General features: G+C 74.1%; 25 protein-coding genes. 8 read left to right on the top strand and 17 right to left on the bottom strand.

All coding sequences use genetic code 11. The annotated features are described in order from the left end of the window. Positions 1–12: 12 nt before the first annotated feature. The 4 genes from ACFCY1_RS07765 to ACFCY1_RS07750 form a co-directional block, all read right to left on the bottom strand. The gene (locus tag ACFCY1_RS07765; protein ID WP_375873920.1) at positions 13–714 is read right to left on the bottom strand and encodes a phosphoadenylyl-sulfate reductase; all 702 of its coding nucleotides are present in this window, start codon (positions 712–714) and stop codon (positions 13–15) included. After that, the gene (locus ACFCY1_RS07760) at positions 695–877 is read right to left on the bottom strand and encodes a hypothetical protein (protein ID WP_030060859.1); all 183 of its coding nucleotides are present in this window, start codon (positions 875–877) and stop codon (positions 695–697) included. Before ACFCY1_RS07760 ends, ACFCY1_RS07765 begins: the two co-directional genes overlap by 20 nt. After that, complete coding sequence (locus tag ACFCY1_RS07755; protein WP_049655045.1) at positions 874–2598, bottom strand: nitrite/sulfite reductase; 1725 nt, start codon at positions 2596–2598, stop codon at positions 874–876. The genes ACFCY1_RS07760 and ACFCY1_RS07755 overlap by 4 nt, the downstream gene beginning before the upstream one ends. 198 nt (positions 2599–2796) lie before the next feature. Then, positions 2797–2880 (bottom strand): putative leader peptide, encoded by an 84-nt coding sequence (locus ACFCY1_RS07750; RefSeq protein ID WP_310593185.1) that lies wholly within the window; start codon positions 2878–2880, stop codon positions 2797–2799. 201 nt (positions 2881–3081) lie between these two features. On the opposite strand from ACFCY1_RS07750, the gene ACFCY1_RS07745 reads away from it, so the two are divergent. Beyond that, a complete protein-coding gene (locus tag ACFCY1_RS07745) occupies positions 3082–4503 on the top strand; it encodes a YihY/virulence factor BrkB family protein (protein ID WP_375873919.1) in 1422 nt (473 codons plus the stop codon). A gap of 120 nt (positions 4504–4623) precedes the next feature. Here ACFCY1_RS07745 and ACFCY1_RS07740 read toward each other — a convergent pair whose 3' ends face one another. Continuing rightward, positions 4624–6252: an FtsW/RodA/SpoVE family cell cycle protein gene (locus ACFCY1_RS07740; RefSeq protein WP_375873918.1), complete on the bottom strand. Its 1629-nt coding sequence runs from the start codon at positions 6250–6252 to the stop codon at positions 4624–4626. A gap of 313 nt (positions 6253–6565) precedes the next feature. Between ACFCY1_RS07740 and ACFCY1_RS07735 the strand changes: the two genes are divergently transcribed. Beyond that, complete coding sequence (locus tag ACFCY1_RS07735) at positions 6566–7702, top strand: cytochrome c oxidase assembly protein (RefSeq protein WP_375873917.1); 1137 nt, start codon at positions 6566–6568, stop codon at positions 7700–7702. Between the two features lie 377 nt (positions 7703–8079). Beyond that, positions 8080–9216 (top strand): ribosome small subunit-dependent GTPase A, encoded by a 1137-nt coding sequence (gene rsgA / locus ACFCY1_RS07730; protein WP_375873916.1) that lies wholly within the window; start codon positions 8080–8082, stop codon positions 9214–9216. A gap of 45 nt (positions 9217–9261) precedes the next feature. Here the strand turns inward: rsgA and ACFCY1_RS07725 are convergent, their stop codons facing one another. Next, complete coding sequence (locus ACFCY1_RS07725; protein WP_375873915.1) at positions 9262–9720, bottom strand: ASCH domain-containing protein; 459 nt, start codon at positions 9718–9720, stop codon at positions 9262–9264. Positions 9721–10119: 399 nt separating this feature from the next. Here ACFCY1_RS07725 and ACFCY1_RS07720 point away from each other — a divergent pair, with 399 nt between their 5' ends. Further along, the gene (locus tag ACFCY1_RS07720; protein WP_375873914.1) at positions 10120–11757 is read left to right on the top strand and encodes a DNA-3-methyladenine glycosylase 2 family protein; all 1638 of its coding nucleotides are present in this window, start codon (positions 10120–10122) and stop codon (positions 11755–11757) included. Beyond that, a complete protein-coding gene (locus ACFCY1_RS07715) occupies positions 11754–12263 on the top strand; it encodes a methylated-DNA--[protein]-cysteine S-methyltransferase (protein ID WP_049656108.1) in 510 nt (169 codons plus the stop codon). Before ACFCY1_RS07720 ends, ACFCY1_RS07715 begins: the two co-directional genes overlap by 4 nt. 42 nt (positions 12264–12305) lie before the next feature. Here the strand turns inward: ACFCY1_RS07715 and ACFCY1_RS07710 are convergent, their stop codons facing one another. Both ACFCY1_RS07710 and ACFCY1_RS07705 read right to left on the bottom strand, forming a co-directional pair. Further along, entirely contained in the window at positions 12306–12815 is a 510-nt protein-coding gene (locus tag ACFCY1_RS07710; protein WP_375873913.1) for a GNAT family N-acetyltransferase, read from the bottom strand. A 104-nt stretch (positions 12816–12919) separates the two neighbouring features. Next, on the bottom strand, positions 12920–13438 hold the full coding sequence (locus ACFCY1_RS07705; protein WP_049656105.1) for a MarR family winged helix-turn-helix transcriptional regulator: 519 nt from the start codon (positions 13436–13438) through the stop codon (positions 12920–12922). A gap of 191 nt (positions 13439–13629) precedes the next feature. On the opposite strand from ACFCY1_RS07705, the gene ACFCY1_RS07700 reads away from it, so the two are divergent. Then, on the top strand, positions 13630–15126 hold the full coding sequence (locus ACFCY1_RS07700; RefSeq protein ID WP_375873912.1) for an MFS transporter: 1497 nt from the start codon (positions 13630–13632) through the stop codon (positions 15124–15126). On the opposite strand, the gene pth is transcribed toward ACFCY1_RS07700, so the two are convergent. The 4 genes from pth to ACFCY1_RS07680 all read right to left on the bottom strand — a co-directional run bounded on the left by pth (position 15123) and on the right by ACFCY1_RS07680 (position 17844). Beyond that, the gene (gene pth, locus ACFCY1_RS07695) at positions 15123–15713 is read right to left on the bottom strand and encodes an aminoacyl-tRNA hydrolase (protein WP_375873911.1); all 591 of its coding nucleotides are present in this window, start codon (positions 15711–15713) and stop codon (positions 15123–15125) included. The two genes, ACFCY1_RS07700 and pth, sit on opposite strands and share 4 nt — an antisense overlap. Positions 15714–15899: 186 nt before the next feature. Continuing rightward, positions 15900–16574, bottom strand: a complete 675-nt coding sequence (locus ACFCY1_RS07690) for a DUF305 domain-containing protein (RefSeq protein ID WP_375874006.1) — start codon at positions 16572–16574, stop codon at positions 15900–15902. 35 nt (positions 16575–16609) lie between these two features. Continuing rightward, positions 16610–17275: a DUF3105 domain-containing protein gene (locus ACFCY1_RS07685; protein WP_049656099.1), complete on the bottom strand. Its 666-nt coding sequence runs from the start codon at positions 17273–17275 to the stop codon at positions 16610–16612. A gap of 101 nt (positions 17276–17376) precedes the next feature. Continuing rightward, positions 17377–17844 (bottom strand): hypothetical protein, encoded by a 468-nt coding sequence (locus ACFCY1_RS07680; protein ID WP_074001015.1) that lies wholly within the window; start codon positions 17842–17844, stop codon positions 17377–17379. 389 nt (positions 17845–18233) lie between these two features. Between ACFCY1_RS07680 and ACFCY1_RS07675 the strand changes: the two genes are divergently transcribed. Beyond that, the gene (locus ACFCY1_RS07675; RefSeq protein WP_375873910.1) at positions 18234–19829 is read left to right on the top strand and encodes a hypothetical protein; all 1596 of its coding nucleotides are present in this window, start codon (positions 18234–18236) and stop codon (positions 19827–19829) included. A gap of 52 nt (positions 19830–19881) precedes the next feature. On the opposite strand, the gene ACFCY1_RS07670 is transcribed toward ACFCY1_RS07675, so the two are convergent. The 5 genes from ACFCY1_RS07670 to ACFCY1_RS07650 form a co-directional block, all read right to left on the bottom strand. After that, positions 19882–21372, bottom strand: coding sequence for an alpha/beta hydrolase (locus ACFCY1_RS07670; protein ID WP_375873909.1), 1491 nt, complete (start codon positions 21370–21372; stop codon positions 19882–19884). A 166-nt stretch (positions 21373–21538) separates the two neighbouring features. Continuing rightward, on the bottom strand, positions 21539–22138 hold the full coding sequence (locus ACFCY1_RS07665; protein WP_375873908.1) for a TetR/AcrR family transcriptional regulator: 600 nt from the start codon (positions 22136–22138) through the stop codon (positions 21539–21541). A 97-nt stretch (positions 22139–22235) separates the two neighbouring features. After that, a complete protein-coding gene (locus ACFCY1_RS07660; RefSeq protein ID WP_117487341.1) occupies positions 22236–23282 on the bottom strand; it encodes an agmatine/peptidylarginine deiminase in 1047 nt (348 codons plus the stop codon). A gap of 17 nt (positions 23283–23299) precedes the next feature. Next, complete coding sequence (locus ACFCY1_RS07655) at positions 23300–25021, bottom strand: urease subunit alpha (RefSeq protein ID WP_375873907.1); 1722 nt, start codon at positions 25019–25021, stop codon at positions 23300–23302. Next, on the bottom strand, positions 25018–25728 hold the full coding sequence (locus ACFCY1_RS07650; protein WP_049658208.1) for an urease subunit gamma: 711 nt from the start codon (positions 25726–25728) through the stop codon (positions 25018–25020). The genes ACFCY1_RS07655 and ACFCY1_RS07650 overlap by 4 nt, the downstream gene beginning before the upstream one ends. 665 nt (positions 25729–26393) lie before the next feature. On the opposite strand from ACFCY1_RS07650, the gene ACFCY1_RS07645 reads away from it, so the two are divergent. Next, positions 26394–26780 carry an ATP-binding protein gene (locus ACFCY1_RS07645; RefSeq protein ID WP_049658213.1) on the top strand — a complete coding sequence of 129 codons (387 nt, stop codon included), beginning with the start codon at positions 26394–26396 and terminating at the stop codon, positions 26778–26780. Positions 26781–26999: the final 219 nt, after the last annotated feature.

Here is a 26999-nt window from a genome sequence, read left to right as displayed (position 1 = left end):
GAACGGATCGAATCAGAGGTGGATGCCGCACTCGGTCTTGCCGGAGCCGGACCAGCGGCCGGCCCGGGCGTCCTCACCCTCGCCCGGCTTGCGGGTGCAGGACAACGGGGAGCAGCCGATCGAGGCGTAGCCCTCCCACAGCAGCGGGTTGAGCAGCACGCCGTGGGCGGCGACGTAGGCGTCCACGTCCTCCTGGGTCCAGCGGGCGATCGGGGCGATCTTGACCTTGCGGCGCTTCGGGTCCCAGGACACCACGGGGGTGTTCGCCCGGGTCGGCGACTCGTCGCGGCGCAGCCCGGTCGCCCAGGCGTCGTAGCCGGCCAGGCCCCGGTTGAGCGGCTCGACCTTGCGCAGCGAGCAGCACAGGTCCGGGTCGCGGTCGTGCAGGGCCGGCCCGTGCTCGGCGTCCTGCTCGGCCACCGTCCGCAGCGGGGTGAGCGTGATGACGTTGACCGGCATGGTCGCGGCCACCGCGTCGCGCGTCCCGAGGGTCTCCGGGAAGTGGTAGCCGGTGTCCAGGAACACCACGTCCACCCCCGGGAACACCGAGGACGCCAGGTGGGCCACCACCGCGTCCTCCATCGAGGAGGTGACGCAGAACCGCGCGCCGAAGGTGTCCGCGGCCCACCGCAGGACCTCCTGCGCGGTGGCCTCCTCCAGCTCGCGGCCGGCCCGGACGGCTATCGCCTCGTGGTCAGTCGCGGTGCTGCTCATGTGACGTACCCCCGTGGTTGGTCGGTGACAGCAGGCCGAGGAACTTCAGCTGGAAGGCGCGGCGGCACCCGTGGCACTCCCAGGCGCCGTGCCCGGCCTCGGAGGGGCGCAGGTCCTCGTCCCCGCAGTAGGGGCAGAAGAAAGGGGCAGCGCGCTCACTCACGAGAGCTGCTCCTCGGTCGCCCGGGCCGCCCACTGGGCGAAGCGCTCGCCCTCGGTGCGGTCGGCCTGGTAGCGGGTCAGCACGCGCTCGACGTAGTCGGGCAGGCCCGCGCTGGTGACCTTGAGGCCGCGGACCTTGCGGCCGAAGCCGGCCTCCAGGCCGAGTGCGCCGCCGAGGTGGACCTGGTAGCCCTCGACCTGCTCGCCGTGCTCGTCGGTGACCAGCTGGCCCTTGAGGCCGATGTCGGCGACCTGGATGCGGGCGCAGGCGTTCGGGCAGCCGTTGATGTTGATGGTCAGCGGCTCGGCGAACTCCGGCAGGCGCTGCTCCAGCTCGTCGATGAGCGTGCGGCCGCGCTCCTTGGTCTCGACGATGGCGAGCTTGCAGTACTCGATGCCGGTGCAGGCCATGGTGCCGCGGCGGAACGGCGAGGGGGTGACTCGCAGGTCGAGCGCCTCCAGGCCGGCCACCACGGAGTCGACGTGCTCCTCGGCGATGTCGAGGACGATCATCTTCTGCTCGGCGGTGGTGCGCACCCGGTCGCTGCCGTGGGCGGCGGCGAGGTCGGCGATCCGGCCGAGCAGCTTGCCGTCGACCCGGCCGACGCGCGGGGCGAAGCCGATGTAGTAGCGGCCGTCCTTCTGCCGGTGGACGCCGACGTGGTCGCGCCAGCGGGCGGCGGGCTCGGCCGGGGCGGGGCCGTCGAGCAGCGGGCGCTCGAGGTACTCCTCCTCCAGGACCCGGCGGAACTTCTCCACGCCCCAGTCGGCGACCAGGAACTTCAGCCGGGCGCGGTTGCGCAGGCGCCGGTAGCCGTAGTCGCGGAAGATGCCGATGACGCCGCCGTAGACGTCCGCGACCTCGTCCAGCGGGACCCACGCGCCCAGCCGCACGCCCAGCTTGGGGTTGGTGGACAGGCCGCCGCCGACCCACAGGTCGAAGCCGGGCCCGTGCTCGGGGTGGACCACGCCGACGAAGGAGACGTCGTTGATCTCGTGCGCGACGTCCAGCAGCGGGGAGCCGGAGACCGCGCTCTTGAACTTGCGCGGCAGGTTGGAGAAGTCCGGGTTGCCGATGAAGCGGCGCTGGATCTCCTCGATGGCGGGCGTGCCGTCGATGATCTCGTCCTCGGCGATGCCGGCCACCGGGGAGCCGAGGATGACGCGCGGGGTGTCGCCGCAGGCCTCGGTGGTGGACAGGCCGACGGCCTCCAGCTTCTGCCAGATCGCCGGGACGTCCTCGATCCGGATCCAGTGGTACTGGATGTTCTGGCGGTCGGTCAGGTCGGCGGTGCCGCGCGCGTACTGCTCGGAGACCTCGGCGACCGCCCGCAGCTGGGGGACGGTCAGCCGGCCGCCGTCGATGCGGACCCGGAGCATGAAGAACTCGGCGTCCAGCTCGTGCGGGTCCAGGATCGCGGTCTTGCCGCCGTCGATGCCCTCCTTGCGCTGGGTGTAGAGCCCCCACCAGCGCATCCGGCCGCGCAGGTCGGCGGGGTCGATGGAGTCGAAGCCCCGGTGCGCGTAGATCGTCTCAATACGTGTCCGCACATTGAGACCGTCGTCGTCCTTCTTGAACTGCTCGTTGGCGTTCAGCGGGGTGTAGTGGCCCATGCCCCACTGGCCCTCGCCGCGGTGGCGGGTCACCTTGCGGGCCGCTGCGGGGCGCCGCTCGGCGGCGCGGTCGGCCGTGGGCTCGACGGTCTCGGGGGAGGTGGCCATGGTGAAGTCCTTCTGGGCGGATGGCGCTGCTGCCGAATGGGTCGCGGGGCGTGTCCGGCCGTGCGGTACCGCTCTGACCTGCGGATTTCAAGGTCTTGAGGGCGGTGGCCGGGACCGGGCGGGCGCCTGCGCATCCGCTGCGGCGGGGATGGCGGGAAGGTCGGCGCCGGGTGCGGTGGTGCGGCGGAGACGGGGGGCTCAGGTCACCGGACAGATGGCGCTGGACACGCGAAGGAGATCGACGTGGAGTCGACCTACTAGGGTGGTTCCGGCGCTAGGCATGGCAAGAGATTCGCACGGCGCGGGACTCGCGGTCCACTAACATCCAGATACTGGACTCTGAGGTTTCGTCATGTGGGACATCCGGATGTTCCCGCCGCTCCCCGCCCGGACGTCCGGCGACGCGCCCCCACCCCGCCCGGCCACGCGCCCGTACCCCCGGGGAGATCAACCGCCGGGCCCCGGCCCGATACGGTTGGCCCTGTGCAAGCAGCAGGCGATACGAGCAGAGCGAACGCCGAGCGGCCCTCCCGGCGGCGGGGCAAGGGCTCCCGGCGCGCGGCCAAACAGGCCACCTGGCGCCGCACGGCGTGGGAACTGATCAGGGACACCACCAACACCTGCGTCGAGTACCGGGTCACCGGGCTCGCCGCGGAGGCGGCCTTCTTCACCCTGCTGTCGATCCCGCCGCTGCTGCTCGGGCTGGCCGGCACCCTCGGCTACCTCGACGAGTTCGTCGGCGCGGGCACCATCGCCGGGCTCAAGAAGAGCATCCTCTCGGCCTCCGGGACGGTGCTGTCGGACTCCTCCGTCAACGAGGTCGTGGTCCCGCTGCTGGACGGGGTGTTCGACCGCACCCGGCCCGACCTCGTCTCGATCGGCTTCCTGCTGTCCCTGTGGTCCGGCTCCAGGGCCCTCTACATCTTCATCGACACCATCACCGTCATGTACGGGCTCGACGGCAAGCGGGGCATCGTCAAGACCCGGCTGATGTCGCTCAGCCTCTACTTCGGCGCCCTGGTGATCGGCTCGCTGGTGCTGCCGCTGCTGATGGTCGGTCCGGGACTGCTGGAGAATGCCGTACCGGGGGTGTCCGGGCTGGTCGGCGCGCTCTACTGGCCGGTCGCCATCGTGCTGCTGACCGTCTCGCTGACCACCCTCTACCACCTGGCCGTCCCGGTCTCGACCCCGTGGCGCGAGGACATCCCCGGCGCCCTGGTCGCCCTGGTGGTGCTGGTCTTCTGCAGCGTCGGCCTGCGGGTCTACCTGGTCAGCTCGGTCGAGGGCCCCTCGGTGTACGGCTCGCTGGCGGCGCCGGTGGCCGTCCTGCTGTGGATCTTCGTGGTGGCGCTCGCGGTGCTCATCGGCGCCGCGATGAACGCCGCGATAGACCGCCGCTGGCCCACCCTGGAGACCGCCGACGCGCGCGCCGAGAACGAGCGCGCCCACGAGGAGGCCGCCGCCGCCGTGGTCCGCGAGGTCGCCGCCCGGCGGGCCGCCGAACGGGCCCGGCGCGCCCGCGAACTCGGGCTCGCCGAGGGCGTCGAGGAGGAGTGGGGCGAGGACGAGGGCGAGGACGTGCCCTCCGAGTACCCGGAGCGGTGGGCCGACGTGCTGGCCGCCGACAACGTGCGCGGCCGGCTCACCGCCCGCGGCGGGCCGCACCACCGGCCCGGGCCGCCGCCGCCGGACAGCGACCGGCCGGCCGGGCCGCCGCAGGCGGGCGGGGCGGGGGCGGGGGCAGGGCAGCCGGGGTCGGGCGCTGGGCCTGGACCTGGGCCTGGGCCTGGGCCGGGTTCGGGGCCGGGGGCGCCGTCCGGGCCGGGGCTGGGGCCGGTGCCGCCTGGGCAGCAGGTGCCGGGGTACCCGCCGAGGCCGCCCCGGCCGCCGTGGGAACAGCGGTAGGCGGGGCGGACGGACGGTGACGGCAGGGCCTCTCCCGCGGGTGCGGGGGAGGCCCTGGTGCGTCGGGGCGTGGGGTGCGCCGCGGGTGCGTCGTGGGTCGGCGGTAGGTCGGGCGGTGGGTCAGGGGGCGGACGGGTTCGGCGGGTGGCCGTACGCGGGGCGCAGCTCGGTCGGGGCGGAGGGGTCGGCGGCGCCGGGGGTGGAGGAGAGCGGTCCCGCCGGGGTCGGGTCCGTCGGGCGCTGGGCTGACGGGTCGTGCGGGGTGTCGGGGCCGGTGGGGCCGTACGGGCCGGGCGCGGACGGTTCGGCCCGTACGGACGGCTCGGCCGGGCGGGCCTGGGCCGGGAGCGGCTCGGGGGAGGGCTGGGCCGGGTCCAGGGCGGTGCGCCCGGAGGAGTCGCTCAGCTTGATCAGCAGCGCCACCATCAGCCAGTTCGCCAGCAGCGACGAACCGCCGGCGGCCAGGAACGGCAACGCCTTGCCGGTCAGCGGGACCAGCCCGCTCACCCCGCCGACCACCACGAACACCTGGAGCGCCAGCGCCGCCGACAGACCGGTGGCCAGCAGCTTGCCGAACGGGTCGGTCAGGCCGATCGCGGTGCGCAGGCCGCGCTGGACCAGCAGCACGTAGACCAGCAGGATCGCCGTCACCCCGGCCAGGCCCAGCTCCTCGCCGATGGTGGTGAAGATGAAGTCGCTGCGCCCGGCGAAGCCGATCAGCCAGGGCCGTCCCGAGCCCAGGCCGGTCCCGGTCATGCCCCCGGTGCCCAGGCTGAACAGCGCCTCGGCGGGCTGCTCGGAGATCGCCATGTCGTGCACCGGCTTGTAGTAGTCGAGCGGGTGCAGCCAGGCCTCGACGCGGCCGTGCACATGGGGCTCCACCGTCCCGACCACCGCCGCACCGCCGACCGCCATCAGCAGGCCGAGCACCACCCAGCTGGTGCGCTCGGTCGCCACGTACAGCATGACGATGAAGACGCCGAAGAAGATCAGCGAGGTGCCCAGGTCGCGCTCGAAGATCAGCACCAGCAGGCTGACCACCCAGATCGCCAGCACCGGGCCGGCGTGCCGGCCGCGCGGCAGGGTCAGCCCCCAGACCTTCCGCCCGGCCAGCGCCAGCGCGTCCCGGGAGGCCATCAGGTACCCCGCGAAGAAGATCGTGATCGCGACCTTCACGAACTCGTCCGGCTCGAAGGAGAGCCCGAACAGCCGGATCCAGCGCTTGGCGCCGAAGCTGTCGCCGGGGGAGAGCACCGGCGCGGCCAGCAGGATCAGCGCACCCGCCATCAGCAGGTAGACGTAGCGCTGGAAGAAGCGGTGGTGCTTGACGAAGACGATCAGCGCGAGCGCCGCCGCCACCGAGATGAACACCCACATCAGCTGGGAGGGTGCCGCCGGGAGCTTCTGGTAGTCGCCCTTGGCGGCGTGCGCGGCCTTGTAGCTGAAGTCCAGCCGGTCCAGCAGCACCAGCCCGAAGCCGGTCAGGAAGACGCCCAGCGGCAGGATCAGCGGATCGGCGTACGGCGCGAACCGCCGCACCGCCAGGTGGGCCGCCCCGGCCAGCGCGCCCAGCGACAGGCCGTGCACCAGCAGCCCGGGCGGCATCCTGCCGGTGAGCGCCAGGTCGGCGTCGATGTGTCCCGCCAGACAGACGGCCACCGCGAGGGCCAGAAGGCCCAGTTCGATGTTGCGGTGGCGCGCCGCCAGCCGGCGGCCGTCGCCGCGTGCAGTGGTTCGCACCCTTGTCATCCCCTTGTCGGCCACGTGGCGGGTCTCGCCGACGGGGCATCCTGCCAGACGTTTGTGTCTTCGCCCGCGGTTGCGGAAAAGAGGGGACGGAGGGCAGAACTTTGCCTGGGCAAAGCTTTGTTGGGGCTTGGTAAAGCTTTGTTCAGGCCCGGGTATAGAGGCGGGCCCCGGGTGCGGCGGGGGCGCGGCCGAGGGACATCATGGCCGGGCGCCGGGGTGCTCCGGTGTCGGGGTTCCCGATCGGCGGGTTCCCAGCCGATGGGTTCCCGACCGATGGGATTCGCGACAGGCGGGGACCACCGGGACGAGCGAGGTGAGCGGGCGGATGGGCGCGGTGCTGGACGGCGCGATGGGTGCTCCGGCGGGTGGCCTGATGGGCGGCCCGGCGGGCGGTCCGGTGGGCGGCCCCGCCTCGGTGCTCGCCTACAGTGGCCCGCCGCCGTGGCAGTGGTCCGACCTGGCGACCTCCTGGACGGCCGAGCCGCTGGTGCTCGCGCTGTCGGTGCTGCTCGGCGCCTGGTACCTGGCGGCGGTGCGCCGCGTCAACCGGGCCGGCGGGGCCGGGAGCGGGGGTGGGGCTGGTTCCGGGGTCGGGGGCGGGGCCGGGTCCGCCGGCGGGCGCTGGCAGCCCACCCGTACCGTCGCGTTCCTCGGCGGGCTGCTGCTGTGGATCTGGTGCACCTGCTCCGGCCTCGGCGTGTACGACCGGATCCTCTTCACCGACCGGGCCGTGCAGGTCGTGCTGCTGCTGATGGTCGTCCCGCTGCTGCTGGCGCTCGGCGCGCCGGTCTCGCTGCTGGTCGAGGCGGCGCCGGCGGCCCGGCGGGAGCGCGTCCTGCGGGCGCTGCGCAGCCGGCCGTCCAAGGTGCTGATGTTCCCGGCGGTCTCCACCGCGCTGCTGATGGCGCCGCCGTGGCTGCTCTACTTCACGCCCTGGTACGAGTGGTCGGTGTCCAGCGGGCTCGGGAACGTGGTGCTGCACCTGGCGCTGGTGCTGCTCGGCCTCGCGTACTTCTGGCCGCGCCTGCAGCTCGACCCGGTCGGGCACGAGTACCCGCACCTGGTCGGGCTGTTCATCACCTTCGCCGAGGTGATCTTCGACGCGGGGCTCGGGATCGTGCTGATCTACGGCGGGCACCTGGTCGCCGAGCACTACTACCTGGCGCTCGGGCGGCCGTGGGGGCCGAGCCTGGCGCAGGACCAGACCTGGGGCGGCAACGCGTTCTGGGTGCTGGGGGACCTGGTCGGGCTGCCGTTCCTGGCCGCGCTGGTGCGGCGGATGGTGGTGCAGGGGCGGGAGGAGACCGAGGCGGTGGACGCCGAGCTGGACGCCCGCTTCGCGGCGGCGGCCGAGCGGGCGCGGGAGACGGGGCAGCCGGAGGAAGAGGAGACCGGGATGCGGCCGTGGTGGCTGGACGACCCGAACCTCAAGCACCGGTACGGGGGGTAGGGCGCGGCGGGGGCGGGTGTCTGGTGGCGGGGTGGCCGGGCAGCCGGGTGGCCGGGTCTGGCAGGGGTGGCCGAGCGGCTCTTTGCGGCGGGCCAATTGTGGCCCTTCGATGCCTTCCCGACGGCCTCTTTCCCGCATTTCCGCAGGTCAAAAATAGGTTGGCCGGGATCCCCCGCTCCGCTAGCGTGTGACACATCCGGTTCGGGGGCCATTGGGCCGCCCGAGGAGTAGAGAGCAGGAGGTGAACCCCGTGGTCGTTGTCGCCCCGATAGCTGCCCAGGGCAGCACTCGCGTTCACCTCCTTTTCCCGGCCGCCGGCTGAGCCCTTCGCGCCAGCCGTAGCCCGCCGGGACATCTCCTCCCGAAGGGCCACTGCGTTGTTCAACGCTGCCTCCGTTCCGTCGTTCTCTTCTTCTTCCTCCTCTTCCTCGACCTCCGCTGACGCCTCCGGGCTGACCGGCTACGGCTGGACGGCCGAGCTCGCGGAGCTGTTCACCCCGTTCGGCGAGGCCGGGCTGCTCCCGGCGCGGATCGTCCGGGTCGACCGCGGCCAGTGCGATGCCGTCATCGCCGACCCGGAGACGGGCGAGCCGCGCACCGTCCGGTTCGACACCCGGCCGGTGGGCGACGCCGACATGATCAACTGCCCGTGCACGGGCGACTGGGCGGCCGTCGACCTGTACGCCCAGCCGATGGCCTCCGTCGCCGCGCTGCTGCCGCGCTCCACCGCGATCATCCGCAAGGTGGCCGGCAAGCGCTCCGACGGCCAGGTGCTGGCCGCCAACGTCGACACCGTGCTGATCGCCTCCTCCCTCGCGACCGATCCCGACCTCGGCCGGATCGAGCGCTTCCTCGCCCTGGCCTGGGAGTCCGGCGCCGATCCGCTGGTCGTCCTCACCAAGGCCGACCTCGTCGACGACGCCGACTTCATCCGGGCCGACGTCGAGGCGGTCGCCCCCGGGGTCACGGTGGTCGTGGTGAGCGCCGAGACCGGCGAGGGCATGGACGTGCTCCGCGCCTGCACCCCCGGCACCACCGCGGTGATCGGCCAGTCCGGTGTCGGCAAGTCCACGCTCACCAACGCCCTGGCCGGCTCCGTGGTGATGACCGTCCAGGAGGCCCGCGAGGTCGACCAGAAGGGCCGCCACACCACGACCACCCGCGAGCTGATCCCGCTGCCCGGCGGGGGCGTGCTGATCGACACCCCCGGGCTGCGCGAAGTCGGCCTCTACGGTGGCGAGGGCGTGGACCTGGCCTTCGCCGACATAGCCGAGCTGGCCGAGGACTGCCGCTTCCACGACTGCGGCCACCACACCGAGCCCGGCTGCGCGGTGCGGGCGGCGCTGGCCGACGGCACCCTGCCGCAGCGCCGGATGGACAGCTACCTCAAGCTCCAGCGCGAGAACGAGTGGATCGCCTCGCGGTCGGACGCCCGGGTGGCCAAGGCGCGGCTGAAGAAGTGGAAGACGATCAACAAGTCGATGCGAGCCGCGGGAGGTCCGGTGAAGCGCTGAACCCCGGCACCGGCCGGCCGCCGGCCTCCGCCGGGCCCACCCGGTTCAGCGGAGGTCGGCCGCCAGGCGGAAGCTCTGCAGGACCACCGGAGTGCTGTCGTCCACGGTGAAACCCGGGTCGTCGAGGGCGTCGAGCATCTCCGGACTGCGCCAGAACCGCTCGTGCACCGCACGCCACTCGGCCACGCTGGTGCACCCCTCGCCCTCGTCCAGGGCGTGCTGGAGGTCGACCTCCGCGAGCGGGACCACCCGGACGTCCGTGGTCTCGATCACGGCGACCCTGCGGCCGTCCGAGGCGAGGACCGCGGAGAGCTCACCGGGCAGCGGCAGGGGCTCGCCCTCGTGGTCGTAGTCGGCGACCAGGCCGGTGGTGCTGGTCTTGGCGCCGTCGAGGATCGCCGCGACCAGCTGGTCCCGCAGCGGGCCGGGGAACGCGAACTCGGCCGGAGGCAGGGCGACGACGCGCGGGTCGTCCGGACCGGTGTAGGAGTGCTGCTCGCTCATGCCGCGAGGGTAACGGCGGGACGGCTGGCGGGCCCGCGAATTTCGGGCCCGGGGCTCTCGGCGCCCGGTGTCCGGCCGCTGACGCCCGGTGCCCGGTGCCCAGGCTCCTGCTGCCCGGTGTCCGGCCGCTGACGCCCGGTGCCTGGCGCCCGGAGCTCAGGTGTCAGGTGCCCAGGCCCAGGCCCGGGGCGTGCAGGGGTGCCGTGCGGGTGGTCTCGGGCGCGGGCCGGCGAATGGGCGGCCGGGCAGCCCTCCGGGCCAAGGCGCCATGGGCCGCTGGGCCGCTGGGCCGATGGGCCGATGGGCCATGGGGTGAGGTGGTGGGTGGGTGGTGGGGAGGGTGGGGGCGGGGGGAGGGGGAGGGCCCCCCGAAGCAGGGAACGGCGACGATCAACGGTGATGTCCGATTCCCGCCAGTCACCCCCCGCCCAGTGCCGCAAACTGGACAACGTGATCGACGACGACATCCGGTACCGAGCCGTGGACAGCCGCGACTCCCGCTTCGACGGGGTCTTCTTCACGGCGGTCACCTCCACCGGCATCTACTGCCGTCCGAGCTGCCCCGCCGTGACCCCCAAGCGGGTCAACTGCGTCTTCTACCCCAGCGCCGCGGCCGCCCAGGGGGCGGGCTTCCGCGCCTGCCGCCGCTGCCGCCCCGACTCCGTGCCGGGCTCGCCCGAGTGGAACCAGCGCGCCGACCTGGTCGGCCGGGCGATGCGCCTGATCGGCGACGGTGTGGTGGACCGCGAGGGCGTCGCTGGCCTGGCCGACCGCCTCGGCTACAGCTCCCGCCAGCTGCAGCGCCAGCTGACCGCCGAGCTGGGCGCCGGCCCGATCGCGCTGGCCCGCGCCCGTCGCGCGCAGACCGCCCGCCTGCTCCTCCAGACCACCGAACTGCCCGTCACCGACATCGCGTTCGCGGCCGGCTTCGCCTCCGTCCGCCAGTTCAACGACACCGTGCGCGAGGTCTACGACCGCACCCCCAGCGGCCTGCGCGCCGAGGTCGCCGCCGGTCGCCGCATCGCGACTCCGGCCGGCGGTCTCACCCTGCGCCTGGCCTACCGCGGTGCGCTGGACAGCGAGCACCTGATCGACTTCCTCGCCCTGCGCGCCGTCCCCGGCGTGGAGGAGGTCGTCCCCGGCGCGCGCCCCGGCGTGCGCGTGTACCGTCGCACCCTCGCGCTCCCGTACGGCCACGGCATCGCCGAGGTCGAGGGCCTGGCGCCGGGCGAGCCGCCCACCCGGGGCTGGCTGGACTGCCGCCTGCTCCTCGCCGACCTGCGCGACCTGCCGACCGCCGTCCAGCGCCTGCGCATCCTCTTCGACCTGGACGCCGACCCGCTCGCGGTCGACGAGCAGCTCGGCGCCGACCCGTTGCTCGGCCCGCTGGTCCGCGAGCGCCCCGGGCTGCGCTCGCCCGGTCACGTGGACCCGCACGAGCTCGCCGTCCGCGCCGTCCTCGGCCAGCAGATCACCGTCGTCGCCGCCCGTACCCTGGCGGGACGGCTCGCGGAGAAGTACGGCACCGCGCTGCCCGAGCCCAGCGGCGGTCTGCGCCTGCTCTTCCCGACCGCGGCGGCCCTGGCCGCCGCCGATCCGGAGGACTTCGCGATGCCCGCCGCCCGCCGTCGCGCGCTCATCGGCCTGTGCGGCGCGCTGGCCGAGGGCACGGTCCGGCTCGACAGCGGGGTCGACCGCGAGGAGGCCGCGGCCGGCCTGCTGGACCTGCCCGGCATCGGCCCCTGGACGGTCGGCTACCTGCGGATGCGGGCCCTGGCCGACCCCGATGTCTTCCTCCCGAGCGACGTGGGCGTCAAGCACGGCCTGCTCCGCCTCGGCGCCGCCGGGGATCCGAAGTCCGCCGCCCGCGCCGCCGAGTCCTGGGCCCCGTGGCGCTCCTACGCCGTCCACCGGCTGTGGGCCGGCCCCGCGACCACCGGCCCCGCAGGCACCGGGACCGATACCGACATGAGCACCAGCATCAGTACCAGCGACACCAGTAGCACCAGCACCGGAACGGAGATCGGACGAGCATGAGCACCACCGTCTACACCACCATGGAGAGCCCCTTCGGCCGGCTGCTGCTCAGCGGGGTGCTGCCGGAGGACGGCGGACCGGCCGCGCTGGCCACCGTCACCGTGCCCGGCCAGAAGTACGCGCTGGCCGAGCCCGCCGACGACTGGGTGCGCGACCCCGAGGCGCTCGCCGAGCCGGTCGCCCAGCTGACCGACTACTTCGCCGGCAAGCGCACCGGCTTCGACCTCCCGCTCGCGCCCGAGGGCACCGAGTTCCGCCGCAGGATCTGGGCCGCGCTGGACGAGATCCCGTACGGCACCACCGTCACCTACGGCGAACTCGCCGAGCTGGCCGGGCAGGAGCCGCGCATGGTCCGCGCGGTCGGCGGCGCGGTGGGCGCCAACCCGCTGCTGATCGTCCGGCCCTGCCACCGGGTGCTCGGCGCCGGCGGCGCGCTCACCGGCTTCGCCGCCGGCGTGGACCGCAAGCGCTGGCTGCTGGACCTGGAGGGCGGCACCCTGTTCTGACCGCCGAGGCCCACGGCAACCTCGAACGCCGACCGCGAGCGATCAACTCCGAAGGTCCACCCGCCAGTTGTTGCTCCGCATGAACCGCCCGGGCGGGAACTCGAAGTCCGTCTCGCCGAGCAGTGTGAACCCCGCCTTCGCGCAGACCGCGTTGGAGGCGGGGTTGTCCACCGAGGGGAAGGCGTGGAGGTGGGGGTGCGCGGCCTCGCGGCGGGCGGCCGCGACCGCCGCGCGGGTGGCGGCAACCGCGATGCCCCGGCTCTGGAAGCCGGGCAGCACGTTCCACCCCATCTCGTGGACGGTCCGGCCCTCCCAGGTCCGGGTGCCGTAGCCGACCGTTCCGACCGCCTCGCCCTCGGGCAGCAGCACGATCCGGTACATGCAGCCGAGCCCGGACGGGACGAAGTCCAGGTAGCGCCGGTGCCGTACGAGCAGCCGCTCCTCGCTCTCCGGCCCGCCGACGTGCTTCTTCATCTCCGGTGTGTTGACCCGGCGCAGCAGTGCGAGGTCGTCGTCCGTCCAGGGCTCGATGCGTACGTCCGCGGTGGTCATGCCGGGGACGGTAGCGCCGGACGGGCCCCGGCGACCAGTGATTTCCGGCCGGCCGGCTTCCCGCAGGGCGGTTTCCCGCAGGCCGGTTTCCCGTCGGTGGCTTCCTAGCCGGCGGCGGGCCCCTGCTCGGGCCCGGTGCCCGGCTGGGCGAGGGCGCGGGCGAGCTGTTCCAGCGCGGGCAGCGCGTCGACGACCGCCGTGCGGTCGGCCGGGTCGAGGGTGCCGAGCGCGGCGGCGATCCGGCGTTCGTGGGCGTGCTGCCAGTCGTCCAGCTGTCGGCGCCCGGCCGGGGTGAGGGCGATCCGGGCGGTGCGGCGGTCGCCGGGGTCGGCCTGGCGGTCGACGAAGCCGGCGTCGAGCAGCTTGCCGACCAGTCCGCTGACGGTGTTGGGCGCGAGCCGCTGTCGCGCGGCCAGTTCGCCGACCCGCAGCGGTGCGGCGGCCAGGGTCTGGAGGAGTTCGACCTGCGCCATCGGCAGGGACTCCCACGGGTAGTCGGTGCGGATGCTGCTGCGCAGCGCGCGGCGCAGCCGGGTGACGGTGTCGGTCAGCCGCCGGGCGTGCTCGACCGCCGGGTCGGGACTTCCGGTGGCGGGGTCGGGAACGTGTGGTGACGACGGCATGGCGGACAGCGTATCGCCTGGTACGGGGCGGTTCGGCGGCCGGTTCGGGCCTCGGGGCCGCACTGTGTTGCGGCTCTGTTGCGGGCCTCGCGGCGGGGGTCCCTCCGGCACCGTCCGTACCGTGGGACGTCTCCTGTCGCAGAGCGAGCTGCTCGTAGAAAGAACATATCTGTATCCGATATATTCGTGTCATGAATGCCACTGCCCTTGCCACGAGGCTGCTCACCGAGCGGCCCCGGCCGCGTGGCATAGCCGGCTGGCGCCACGCCCACTGGCTCGCCGTCGGCACGGTCTGTCTCGGAGCCTTCCTCGGCCAGCTCGACGCCAGCGTCATCGCCCTGGTCTTCCCCGCCCTCGGCCGCCACTTCGGCGCGGGCTTCGCCGCCGTCGAGTGGGTCGCCCTGGCCTACCTGCTGGTCCTGGTCGCCCTGCTCGCCCCGATCGGCTGGCTCTCCGACCTGGTCGGCCGCAAGACGATGTACATCGGCGGCTTCGCGGTCTTCGGCCTCTCCTCGCTGGGCGCCGGATTCGCCGGCGGCCTCTGGGTCCTGGTCGGCCTCCGCGCCGTCCAGGCGGTCGGGGCCGCGATGATGCAGGCCAACAGCGTCGCCCTGGTCGCGCGCGGCGTCCCCGGGCACGCGATGCGGCGCGCGCTCGGCATCCAGGCCTCCGCCCAGGGCCTCGGCCTGGCGCTCGGGCCCATCCTCGGCGGGATGCTGGTCGAACACGCCTCGTGGCGCTGGGTTTTCTGGGTCAACGTGCCGATCGCGGTGTTCGGCATCCTGGCCGGCTGGTACCTGCTGCCCCGCACCCGGACGGCCGGTGCCCCGACCGATGCCCCGGCCGCCGTACCGGGCCCCCGCGAGGGCCGGACCGGCACCCACCGGACAGCCACCCACCGGACCGCCCCCCGCGAGGCCGCCCGCTTCGACCTGCCCGGCCTGCTGCTGCTCACCGGGGCGACCACCACGCTGCTGCTCGCCCTGTCCACCGCCTCCGGACTGCCCCTGCCCGGCTGGGCGGTGGCCGCTCTGCTGCTCGCCTCCGCCGTCCTGGCCCTGGCGCTGGTGCGCCAGGAGCGGCGGGCCGCCCGGCCGATCCTGGCGCCCGGGCTGGTCAACACCCCGGGCGTGCGCTCCGGCCTGGTGGTGGCGCTGATCGGCTACCTGCTGCTGTTCTGCCCGCTGGTGCTGGGCCCGGTGCTGCTCACCGGCGCGGGCGTGTCGACGGCCCACGCGGGCCTGGTGGTCACCCTGCTGCCCGCCGCGTTCGCCTTCGCCGCGACGGTCGGCGGCGGGTGGCTGCCCCGGGGCTGGTCGGACGTGACCAGGTGCCGCTTCGGCGCGCTGCTCACGGCCGTCGGACTGCTGCTGTTCGCCCTGCTGCCGGCCTCGGACGCGGTGGCGTTCCCGCTGCTGGTCGCCGGTTACGGGCTGGGCCTGCTGCTGCCCGCCAACAACGCCCTGGTGATGCGGGCGATCCCGGCCCAGTGCTCGGCGGTCGGCGGCGGCATGGTCAACATGGCCCGCAGCCTCGGTACGGCGCTCGGCATGGCGCTGTCCGTCCTCGGTGTCCACCTGGCGGGCGCCGCGTCCGGTGGGCGGACGGTGCTGCTCGCCCTCGCCGCCGTCGCGGCCGCCGCCGCGCTGCTCACCCGGCCCGTCCGCACCCGAAGGACCGGACCCTAGGCGTCCGTACGGGCGTTCAGGGTGTCCTGGGCGCGGTTGAGGCCGCGCCGGACCAGGGTCTCCAGGGCGTCCGCGCAGCGGTCCAACTCGCCGGGCATGGCGGCCAGTTCCTCCTCCGAGAACTTCTTCAGCACGAAGTCCCCGACGCTCCGGCCCTTCGGGGGGCGGCCGATGCCGAAGCGCAGCCGGACGAAGTCCCGGGTGCCGAGCACCTCGCCCACCGAGCGCACGCCGTTGTGGCCGCCGGGGCCGCCGCCGCGCTTGAGGCGGGCGGAGCCGAAGGGGAAGTCCAGGTCGTCCTGCACGACCACCAGCCGTTCGACCGGGACGCCGTGGCGGCGCAGCAGCGCGGCCACCGGGCGTCCGGACAGGTTGATGGACCACCACAGCGGCTTGGCCAGCAGCACCCGGTGGCCGTCGATGCCGATCTCGGCGGTCAGGCCGGCGAGCCCGCTCCGGCGGAAGCGGGCGCCGTGCCGTTCGGCGAGCCGGTCCACGGCGAGGAAGCCCGCGTTGTGGCGGGTGAGCCGGAACCAGGGGCCGGGGTTGCCGAGTCCGGCGATCAGCCAGGGGGCGTCGGGGGTCATGCGGGGGTGCTCCGAAGGGGGTTCTGAAGGGGGCGGGGAAGAACGGCGGACGGCCGGGGCGCGGCCGGGACGGTACGGGACCGTCCCCGCCGGCGCCCCGGCCGTCCGGGGAACGCGCGGAACGCGGAACAGGCGGAACAGGCGGAACAGGTGGAAGAGACCGGACAGGCCGAGCGGGGCGACCGCTCAGGAGGCGGGCACGCCGGGTTCGGCGCCGCGCTCCTTGAGCATGTCGGTCATCAGCTGGAGCTCGGAGGTCTGGGCGACCACCATCGACTGCGCCAGCCGCTTCTCGGTGTCGTTCCGGGCCTTGTCGACATAGCCCTGGGCCATCTCGACGCCGCCCTTGTGGTGCTCGATCATCAGCTGGAGGTAGAACACCTCGGCGTCCCGCCCGCTGAGCGTGCGCAGCTTCGCGATCTGGGTGTTGGTGGCCATGCCGGGCATCAGCGAACCGTCGTGGGCCTGGTAGTCGTGGCCCATCTTCATCCACGCCATCGGCGTGGCGGTCGAGTGCTGGGACAGCCCCCACTGGTCCAGCCAGCCCATCATCATCCCGCGCTGGTTGGCCTGGGTGTTGATGATGTCGAAGGCAAGGGTGCGGGTCGGCTCGTCGGCGGTGCGGTCCCGGACGACGAACGACAGGTCCACCGCCTGCTGGTGGTGGGTCGCCATGTCGCGGGCGAACCCGGCCTCGGGGGAGTCGTCCGCCGGGACGGACAGCGTGGAGGAGCCGGACGCCGAGGTCCCGCTCGCCACCAGGGCCGGCACCCCGAGCGCCAGCGCCACGGCGGCGGCCAGCGCGGCCGGCCACCACAGGCGACGGCGGCGCGGGGCCGCGCCGTCCTCCGTACCGTCCAGGTCGTCCGGGCGATCCGGGCGGTCCGCGTCGGCGGTCACATCTGCCCCATGGTGCAGGAGGCGCCCGGCTCCTGGGTCTGCTTGCCCTGGACGTACTTGGTGAAGAACTCCTCCACCCGCGGGTCGCTGGCGCTGTCCACGGTCAGCTGGGTGCTCCAGGCGTTCAGGGTGATGGTGCCCTGCTCGTCCGGGTACGGGCTCATCATCGAGTACGGGGTCTTCTTGACCTTGTCGGAGAGGGTCTTGATGTCGTCCGGGGTGGCCTTGCCGTTGTACGTCACCCAGACCGCGCCGTGCTCCAGCGAGTGGACGGCGCGCTCGTTCTCGAGCGGCTGGTCGTAGACGTGGGCCATGCAGTCCGCCCAGATGGCGTTGTGGTCGCCGCCGACCGGCGGGGTCATCGGGTAGGTGACCTTGTCCTTGACGTGGGTGCGGCTCAGCTCGCCGAAGGTCTTCACGCCCGGGATGTCCGCGTTGGCGGCGGCCTGCTTGTCCTTCTTCTTCTGGTTCTGGTCCATGACGACCCAGGTGCCGGTGGCGATCGCACCGACCACCAGCACACCGGCCACCACCGAGGCGACGATCTTGTTGCGGCGGTCGCGGCGCTGCTCGGCGGCGCGCAGCTCGGCGATCCGGGCACGGCGGTCGAGGCCGTCCTGCTTGCCGCCGGGCTTGTTGGACTGCTTGGAGGAGGAACCCATGGTGGTCGTCCTTGTCCCCGCCGCACCGGTCGGTGGCGGCGGTCAGGTGGAGTGAGAGGAGGGACGGATCCGTCGGCGGCTGCGCCGGCGGTGGGTTCCGCTCAGGACCGGTGGACCTGGAGTTCGTGCAGGTCGGGAACCGGGTGCGCGCCGTCCAGCAGGCCGGCGGGCACCACCCGGGGCTGCGCGTCGGGCGCGGTCGGGGTCAGCGGTGACACGGCGGGCTGCGGCTGCGGCGGCGGGTTCGGCAGCTGGGCGTCCTGCGGGCAGTACGGGTGGCTGGAGCAGCCGTTGTTGCGCGGCGGCTGGCCGTCGGCGGTGCAGAGGATCCAGTGCCCCTGCTCCTCGGCCGTCCGGTGGTGGTCCGAGGGGTTCGCGGACTTGGCGACCTTCGCGGCACGGCCGGTGTAGGAGGCGTGCCCGGTGGCGACCTGGACGCTGACCACGCTGACCACCGTGACGGAGCCGGCCGGGGCCGCGGCCGCCGTCGGATGGCCGGAGCCGTCCACCGCCTTCGCCTGGCCCGCGCACGGCAGCAGCGTCAGCAGCGCGACGAGCAGCAGGACCAACAGCCCACCTGCCGGGCGGCCCGCGGATGCGGCCCTCCCCGGTCGGGGCGAACTGGGGGCCGACGCGGTCATGCGCACATTTAATCAGCCGAACGAGTGATGCGATGCCCCCCACCGGCCCCCATTTTCGGCGGCCCGTACGCCCGGATGACCAGGAAACACCCTGCTCCGGACACATCCGGCAAGCACGGACGGAACGGAAGCGGACGAACGGATGACGCGCCCGGGACCGGGCTCGCGAACCGGCAGGTGAGCGCGGTGGCCGGGACTTTCCGGTGGGTGACCGGTTGTCGCCGAAACCCGGACAGGGTCCTCGCGGGTGGAGAACAATGTCGTCAGCCCGGCCCGCCCGGGGGCGGCGCGACCACGGAACGACCAGGAGCCGCCAGATGAGCAAGCAGGGTGCACCGGCACAGCCGCACCGGCCGGACGACGGCTGGTGGGACGCCGTCTACGACGGTCCGGCGGGCACCCTCCCGGACACCCCGCACGCCGACCCGGGGGACGGCAGCGTGGACGACTGGTTCGACACGGCGGTCGGGCTCATCGGGCAGCAGCGGTCGGCGGAGCCGGAGGTGCGGCCGGATCCGGAGCCGGAGGTGGCGGTTGCGGCGGCTGAGCCTGAGGTCGAGGTCGGGGCTCCCGCGGAGCCTGACGGTTCGGAGGGCGCGGACAACCGGGACAGCATCGACGACTGGTTCGACACCGCGGTCGGCGTGATCGGCGGGGCGGAGGGGATCGGGCGACAGCGGACCTCCTCCGAGACCCACCACGTCCCGGCCCCCGCCTTCGCCGAGGACGCGCCGGAGCCCGCGCCGGAGCCGGAGGTACAGCCGGAGCCGGTACCTGAGCCCGAGCCGGTACCTGAGCCGGAGGCCGTACCGGTCCCGGACCCGGTCTCGCTGGAGAAGCCCACCCCGCCGCCCGCCCCCGAGCCGGAGCCCGAGCCGGAGCCTGAGCCCGAGCCCGCTGCCGAGGCGCCGGCCGAGCCGGAGACGGCGGAGGAGCCGGAAGCCCCCGCGCCCGTCCCCGATCCCCGCCTGGCCATCCGCGCACCGCTTGCCGACGGCGGCGCCGCCGTCCCGCACGTCGGCGAACGCCCGCCGACCTACGGACCCGAGCCGACGGCCGTACCCGAGGCGGACCCGGGCGCACTGCGCGCGCTCGTACCGGACACCGTGCTGGACGGCGCCCAGTACGGGCCGTCCGTGCTGCGCGCCGCCTCCGTCCGGGGTGACTCCGCGCGCTACCGGGGCGAGCCGCGCCGCGACGCCCTGCTGGTCACCCGGTTCGGCGAGGGCCCCGACGGCCTGCTGCTCGCCGTCCTCGGCGGCTTCGACCGTACGGGCGGCGCCGAGGAGGAGGCGCTCACCGCCGAGGCGGTCGCGGCCGCCACCGGGGAGGCGTGCCACCAGCTCGCGGCCGCGATCGGGCGCAGCCGGGCCGGGCTGGCCGCCGACCTGCGCGCCGGCGCCCGCGACCGGCTCCGCTACGGTCTCCAGCGCCTGGCCACCGGTGCCGCCGCCCCGCTGCGCGCCCTGGTGCCCCGGGAGGAGGAGGACGCGCCGTCCCCGGCGCTGCTGCACTGCCTGCTGGTGTCGCTGGACCCGGAGGCCGGCTACCGGGCGGCCTTCGGCGTCGGCCCGGGCGGGCTCTACCTGCTGCGCTCCGGCCACTGGATCGACGCCTACGCGGCCCGCCTGCTGCACCACCCGGACGGCCAGCCGCCGGTCCCCGAGGCCCCGGTGCCCGGTCCGCGCCCGTTCCGCTTCCGGCTCGTCCCCGTGACGCCGGGCGACATCCTCCTGCTCTGCACCCCCGGTCTCGCCCGCCCCATCGCCGACGAGCCGGCCGTCGCCCACTTCCTCTCCACCCACTGGACCCACCCGCACCCCCCGGGCACCGTCGACTTCCTCCGCCAGGTCCAGGTCCGCGCCAAGGGCTACGCCGACGACCGCACCGCCGCCGCCGTCTGGACCGAGTGACCGGGGAGGGCGGCGGCGGGATGCGGAGCGGCGGGGTGCGGTCCCGGGCCGGTCAGGCCGGCAGCCGGCCGTCGAGGAGGAAGGCGGTGAGCGGGTCGCGGATCCGGGGGTCGGTGAAGTCGACGCCGTGCCCGGTGGCGTCCACCGTGACCATCGCCGCCCGGTGGCCGAAGGCCGACCGGACCTGACGGGCCCCGGAGTACGGCGTCGAGGCGTCGTAGCGGTTCTGGAGCATCAGGATGTTCCGCGGCCCGTCCGGGTTCGGGCGCACCGGCGGTTCCTCGGGGCGGTAGTGCCAGAACGCGCAGGGCCAGACGTTGCCGGACATGCCGGCGGTGAGCGGGTAGCGCTGCCGGTCGGCCGCGGTGCGGGCGGCGTAGACGGCGGGGTCGCGGGGCCAGGCGGAGTCGCCGCAGATCACCGCGGACTGGGCGGCGACGAAGTTGTCCGGGATGACCGACGGGAGGCCGCTGCCGGGGGAGCCTCCCGGCGGCGGGGCGGTGCGGGTGGCGGCCATCCGCAGCACCGTGGCGGCCAGCGGGTAGTAGCGAGGTTTGGTGAGCGAGGCGTAGACGACGGCCCGAAGGGTGTTGCCGGTGAGGGTCCGGCCGTCGGGCAGGCCGAACGGCGCGCGGTCGAGCTCCTCGGCGAGCCGCAGGTAGGCGGCCCGTACGGCTTCGGGGGTGGCGCCCAGGTGGAGGGTGTCGTCGCGGGCGGCGAGGTACCGGGCGAGGGCCGGGAAGGCCTCCTCGGTGCCCTCGCTGAACAGGCCGATCGCCTGCTGCTCCCCGCCGGGGGCGACCGTGCTGTCCAGCACCAGGTGCTCGGCACGGGTGGGGAAGAGGCTCGCGTAGACCTGGCCGAGGTAGGTGGCGTAGGAGGAGCCCAGGTAGGAGATCCGGTGGACGCCGAGGGCGGCCCGGATCCGGTCGAGGTCCCGGGCGGAGTCGGCGGTGGTGATGTCGGCGAGGTACGGGCCGCTCGCGGCGGCGCAGGCGTCGGCGATCCGCCGGGCCAGGTCGAGGTTGGCGGTGATCGAGCCGTCGGGGGCGGGGAAGGGGTAGTTGAGTTCGGCGGCGCGCTCCTCGGCGGGCAGGTCGCAGTGCACGGGGGTGCTGTTGCCGACGCCGCGCTCGTCGAAGCCGATCAGGTCGTAGGAGCGCAGGACGTCGGGCGGCAGGAAGGCGGTGGCCTCCCCGGGGTAGTCGAGGCCGGAGCCGCCCGGTCCGCCGGGGACCACCACGAGGTCGCCGCGGCGGTGGGCCGGGTCGGCGGTGCGGATCCGGGAGACGGTGAGCGTGAGGGTCCCGGCGCCGGGGTGGCGGTAGTCGCGGGGGACGCGCAGCGTCGTGCACCGCTGGCGCGGGTCGCGGGGAAAGGGCGTGCCGTTGGCGTTGGGGGTCGGGGCCGGGCAGGGCCCCCAACGGAGGGCGGTGGGCGCGGCGTCGGCGTCGGCCGTCGGCGGGGCGACGGCCGCGGGCAGGAGCAGGAGGGAGAGCAGCAGGCCACCGGTCGCGGCCGTGCGGCGCAGGATCGCGGTCATGCTCTGACGGTAGGTCGGCTCGGCGGCCCCGGCTTCGGAGCGGGGGTGGAGGTCGGCGGCCGGTTCTCCACCCGCCGTTCTCCACCCGGTGGTTGAGCCGAAGCCAAAGCCGAAGCCGGACCCGGATCCGGGGCCGGAACCGGAGCCGGTCAGGCCGCGGGGCCGCTCAGGTGCGCAGGAGGATGCCGGTGACGGCGGTGGCCTGGGTGAGGGCGGTGTCGCGGTGGGCGTCGGGGAGGCCGATGGCGACGGGGACGGCGAGGCCGTCGAGCAGGGCGCGGATCTGGGCCGCGCGGTCGGCGGCGGGGCCGGGGGTGAAGCGGCCGGTGGCGGTGCCCTCCTCGATGAGGGCGACCAGGTCGGCCTGCCAGGGGGCCTCGATCTCCTGCTGGCCCTGGCGGATCTCGGCGCTCGCGGGGGAGCGGCCCCACACCTCGACCCAGAGGATCCAGCGCGGGTCGCCCGCGCCCTCCGGCAGGTAGAGGCGCAGGTAGGCGTCGAGGCGCTGCCAGGCGTCGAGGGTGTGGTCGGCGAGGGCCTCGCGGCGGCGGGCGCCGAGCTGGTCCTCGCTCCAGCGGAGGGTCTCCAGCAGCAGCTGGTCCTTGCTGCCGAAGTAGTAGAGCAGGTGTCCGGCGCTCATCTGGAGCTGTTTGCCGAGCCCGGCCATGGTGAGCTTGGCGAGCCCGTGTTCGGCGATCGCGGCCCGGGCGGTGGCGAAGACCTCCTCGCGGGGGCGGGCCGGCCGGCGCGGGCGGGGGTCGGCCATGTGGGGTTCTCCTCGGTGGGCCTGAGCGCGGGAAGGCGGCGCGGAACGCGGGAAGGCGGCCCGGGCGGGGGCGTACGGCCCCCGCCCGGGCGGGGCGTCAGAGCGCCTTCGGCTGCTGCTGGGTGATGCAGTGGATGCCGCCGCCGTTGGCGAAGATCTCGCGGGCGTCGACGAGTTCGACGGTGCGGCCCGGGTAGGCCTCGGCGAGGATCGCGGCGGCCTCCTGGTCGCGCGGGTCGTCGAAGGCGCACAGGACGACGGCGCCGTTGGCCACGTAGTGGTTGATGTAGGAGTAGTCGACCGGCTCGCCGTCCTCGTCCAGCAGGACGGTGGGGGCGGGCAGTTCGAGGACCTCCAGCGGCCGGCCCTGGGCGTCGGTGGAGGCGCGCAGCACGGCGACCAGTTCGCGGCAGACCTCGTGGTCCGGGTGCGAGGGGTCGGGCTGGACGTGGGCGACCACGACGCCGGGGCGCACGAAGGAGGCGACGATGTCGATGTGCCCGCGGGTGCCGAACTCGTCGTAGTCGCGGGTGAGTCCGCGCGGCAGCCAGATCGCCTTGGTGGTGCCGAGGAAGGCGTGCAGCTCGGCCTCGACCTCCTCCTTGGTCCAGGTCGCGTTGCGGCCCTCGCCGAGCTGGACGGTCTCGGTGACGAGCACCGTGCCCTCGCCGTCGACGTGGATGCCGCCGCCCTCGTTGATCAGCCGGGAGGCGAAGCGCCGGACGTCCGTCAGTTCGCTGATGTGCTCGGCGATGTGCTGGTCCTTGTCCCAGCGGGCCCAGGACTGGGCGCCCCAGCCGTTGAAGATCCAGTCGGTGGCGGCCAGCGAGCCCTTGCCGTCGATCAGGAAGGAGGGGCCGATGTCGCGCATCCACGCGTCGTTCAGCGGGCGCTCGACGATCTCGACCTTCTCGGAGACGTACGTGCGCGCCTGCTCGGTCTCGCCGGTGTTGACGATCAGCGTCACCGGCTCGTACCGGACGATGGTGTCGGCGACGGCGGCCCAGGCCTGGCGGGCGGCGTGCAGCTGCTCGGGGCCGTCGAAGGTGGGGTTGGTGGTGGGGAAGGCCATCCAGGTGCGGTCGTGCGGGTGCCACTCGGCGGGCATCCGGTAGCCGAGGGAGGCGGGCGTGGCTGTGGTCATCGTGAAGTCCTAAGCGGTCAGAGGAAGTAGAGGCGGCTGAGGGAGACGCTGTCGGCGGGCTCGGAGCGCAGCGGCGAGCCGTCCAGGGAGACCAGGCCGGTCTCCGTGACCTCGACGTGGCCGATGCGGGCGTTGCGCACCATGTCGCGCGGTCCGATGCCGCGGGTGTTCCGCACGCCGACCCGGCGGCGGCGGGTGGGCAGCCCGTCGGCGGCCTGGTCGAGGTAGGCGCCGTCGGCGGCGGCCTGGGCGACGAAGGCCACCGAGATGTCGGCGGCGGTCGCGCCGTGGGCGCCGAACTGCGGTCCCAGGACGAGCGGTTCGCAGCGGTCGGTGGAGGCGTTGGGGTCGCCGACCACGCCGTAGGCGGGGAAGCCGGCCTTGAGGACCAGTTGCGGCTTGGCGCCGAAGTGGTCGGGGCGCCACAGCACGATGTCGGCGAGCTTGCCGATCTCGATGGAGCCGACCTCGTGGGAGAGGCCGTGGGCGATGGCCGGGTTGATGGTGAGCTTGGCGATGTAGCGCAGCACGCGCTCGTTGTCGTCGCCGCTCTCCGTCGTCCCGTACGAGCCGGCGCCGTCGAGCGGGCCGAGTTCGGCCTTCATCTTCCCGGCCATGGCGAAGGTGCGGCGCACGGTCTCGCCGGCCCGGCCCATGCCCTGGGCGTCGGAGGAGGTGATGCCGATGACTCCGAGGTCGTGCAGCACGTCCTCGGCGCCCATGGTGCCGGCCCGGATGCGGTCGCGGGCCATCGCGGCGTCGCCGGGCAGGTCGGGCTTGAGGTCGTGGGCGGAGACGATCATGTCGTAGTGCTCGCCGAGCGCGTCCCGCCCGAACGGCAGCGTCGGGTTGGTGGAGGAGCCGATGACGTTCGGCACGCCCGCCATCTTGAGGACGTTGGGGACGTGTCCGCCGCCGCAGCCCTCGATGTGGAAGGCGTGGATGGTCCGGCCGTCGAGCACCTTGAGGGTGTCCTCGACGGAGAGGCACTCGTTCAACCCGTCGGTGTGCAGGGCGACCTGGACGTCGTACTCCTCGGCGACCCGCAGCGCGGTGTCCAGGGCGCGGGTGTGCGCGCCCATGTCCTCGTGCACCTTGAAGCCGGACGCGCCGCCCTCGGCCAGCGCCTCGATCAGCGGGGCCTCGTCGGAGGACGAACCGCGGCCCAGGAAGCCGATGTTGACGGGCCAGGCGTCGAAGGAGTTGAAGGCGTGCCGCAGCGCCCAGGGCGAGTTGACGCCGACGCCCCAGACCGGGCCGAACTCCTGGCCGATGATGGTGGTGACGCCGGAGGCCAGCGAGGCCTCCATGATCCGCGGCGAGAGCAGGTGGACGTGGGTGTCGACGGCGCCGGCGGTGGCGATCAGGCCCTCGCCGGAGACGATCGTGGTGCCGGTGCCGACGACCACGTCGACGCCGTCGAGGGTGTCGGGGTTGCCGGCCCGCCCGATCGAGGCGATCCGGCCGCCGATCAGGCCGATCGAGGTTTTGCGGACGCCCTGGACCGCGTCGATCACCAGGACGTTGCTGATCACCACGTCGCAGGTGTCGCGGACGGCGGCGGGCTTGAGGTGCAGGCCGTCCCGGGCGGTCTTGCCGAAGCCGGCCAGGAACTCGTCGCCGGGCGCCTGGGAGTCGGACTCGACCCGGACGATCAGTCCGCTGTCGCCGAGCCGGACCCGGTCCCCGGCGCGCGGGCCGTGCACGGCGATGTAGTCGTGCGGGGTGATCGCGCTCACGAGGGCACCTCCGCGTCGTCGAAGCCGGTCAGGTAGCCGGTCGCGCGGGCCTTCGCCAGGGCGGCCTCCTTCGCGCCGGGCGCGTCCAGCGGCCCGTCCACGAGCCCCGCGAAGCCGATCGCGACCCGCTCGCCGCCGATCGGCACCAGGCCGACCTCGACGGTGGCGCCCGGGTCGAAGCGCACCGAGGAGCCGGCCGGCACGGCCAGGTGGGTGCCGTAGGCGGCGGCCCGGTCGAAGGCCAGCCGGGGGTTGGCCTCGAAGAAGTGGAAGTGCGAGGTGACCGAGATCGGCACCCCGGAGGTGTTGTGCACGGGGAGCAGCAGCGTCTCCTCGACCGGGTCGTAGCCGGCGCCGTCGCCGATCAGCGCGCCGCCGGGGGCGTCGTCGCCGAGCGAGCCGGCGCCCTTGAACGGGTCGGTGACGACGGCGAGGCGGGTGCCGTCCTCGAAGACCGCCTCGACCTGGACGACGGTGACCACGTCCGGTACGCCGGGCAGCACCTCGTCGGCGGTGAGCACGGAGCGGCCGGCCTCGATGGCCTCGGCCAGGCGGCGGCCGTCGCGGGCGGCCTCGCAGACGGTGTCCGCGATCAGGGCGGTGGCCTCGGGGATGTTGAGGCGCACGCCCCGGGCGCGGCGGGCGCGGGCCAGTTCGGCTGCCGTGAAGATCAGCAGCCGGTCCCGCTCGGTGGGGGTCAGTCGCACGGTTCCTCGCTCGCGGTCGCCGGGGACGGGGGTCTGCTCGGGGCCTCGGGGCTGTCGGGGTCGATGTTAGAACGGCGTTCAAACATCTCGGGGTCATTGAACCCGCAGCGGGCCGCCCTGTCCAGCGTTGCCGCTCCGCGGGCGTTCGGCCCGCCGGGCGGGGGACGGGGGTGAGCGGGCGGGAGCGGGGGACGGGGGCGAAGAGGACCGGGTGGGCCGGTGCCCGGACCCCGGCGCGCGGCGGGAGCGGGGCGGGGGGCGCGTGGTCGGGCGCACGGTCGGTACGGGCGCCGGGTGTGCGCGGGATCGGGTGGGGGCTTCTTCGAAAACAGCCTCTGCGCTTCGCAAACCTGTCCGGCGCGGGCAGTTGGATCACGCGAACCACCCCGTGCCCCTTTCACCCCACGTGATCGGACGCACACTGTTGCAAACGCCGTCAACTGGGCATGAGGATGAGTGGTCAGAACGAGGGGGCCACCCGGCCGGCGGGGGATCCGGAGGCGGGGGCCCGGATTTCAGGGCGGGGGCATGTGTTGATGGACGGTCAGTCGCGATTCCCGCGGCAGCGGACGAGTTCCGGCGACGCCTACCGGTCCGGGCCGGTCCAGGCGCCGGTCGCCGGCACCGGGACGACCCTGCCGGGTGCGCCGGCACCGGGGTGTGCCGTGCACCGGAGACTGCACCTCACGCTCGATCCGGCGGATCTCGTCGGGGTGGGCGCGGTGCGGCGGCGGTTGCGCTCGGCGCTGAGCCACTGGGGGGTGCCGGAGCTGTCCGACACCGCCGAGCTGCTCTCCTCCGAGCTGGTCACCAACGCGCTGCTGCACACGGGCAAGGGCGCGGTGTTCGACGCGGAGCTCGGCTCGGACCACCGGCTGCGCATCGAGGTGCAGGACGGCACCAGCAGACTGCCCGGGCGGCGGCGCGATCCGGAGGGCGAGTACGCGACCTCGGGGCGCGGCCTGCTGCTGGTGGAGGCGCTCGCGGACTCCTGGGGCGTGCAGCTGCGCGGCGACGGCAAGGTCACCTGGTTCGAGCTCGCCATGCCCTGAGTCCGCCTCCGGGCGGCGTGCTCCGGGCCGTGCGTTCCGGGCTGTGTGTTCCGGGGCGGCGGCAGGACGTACGATTGTTCGCCGTCGATTGATTCGCTGTCGAAGGAAGCCCAGAACAGAAGGCGGAACGGAAGATTTCCGGCCCGTTGGCATTGCCGCTCGGCCGAACATTGGCCAGGATGGTGGGAATGTGTGTCCACGTGCGGGAAGCAGCGGGGA

It is taken from the genome of Kitasatospora sp. NPDC056273 (assembly GCF_042268845.1).
GTDB lineage: Bacteria > Actinomycetota > Actinomycetes > Streptomycetales > Streptomycetaceae > Kitasatospora.
This window is presented reverse-complemented; position numbering and strand designations above follow the sequence as displayed.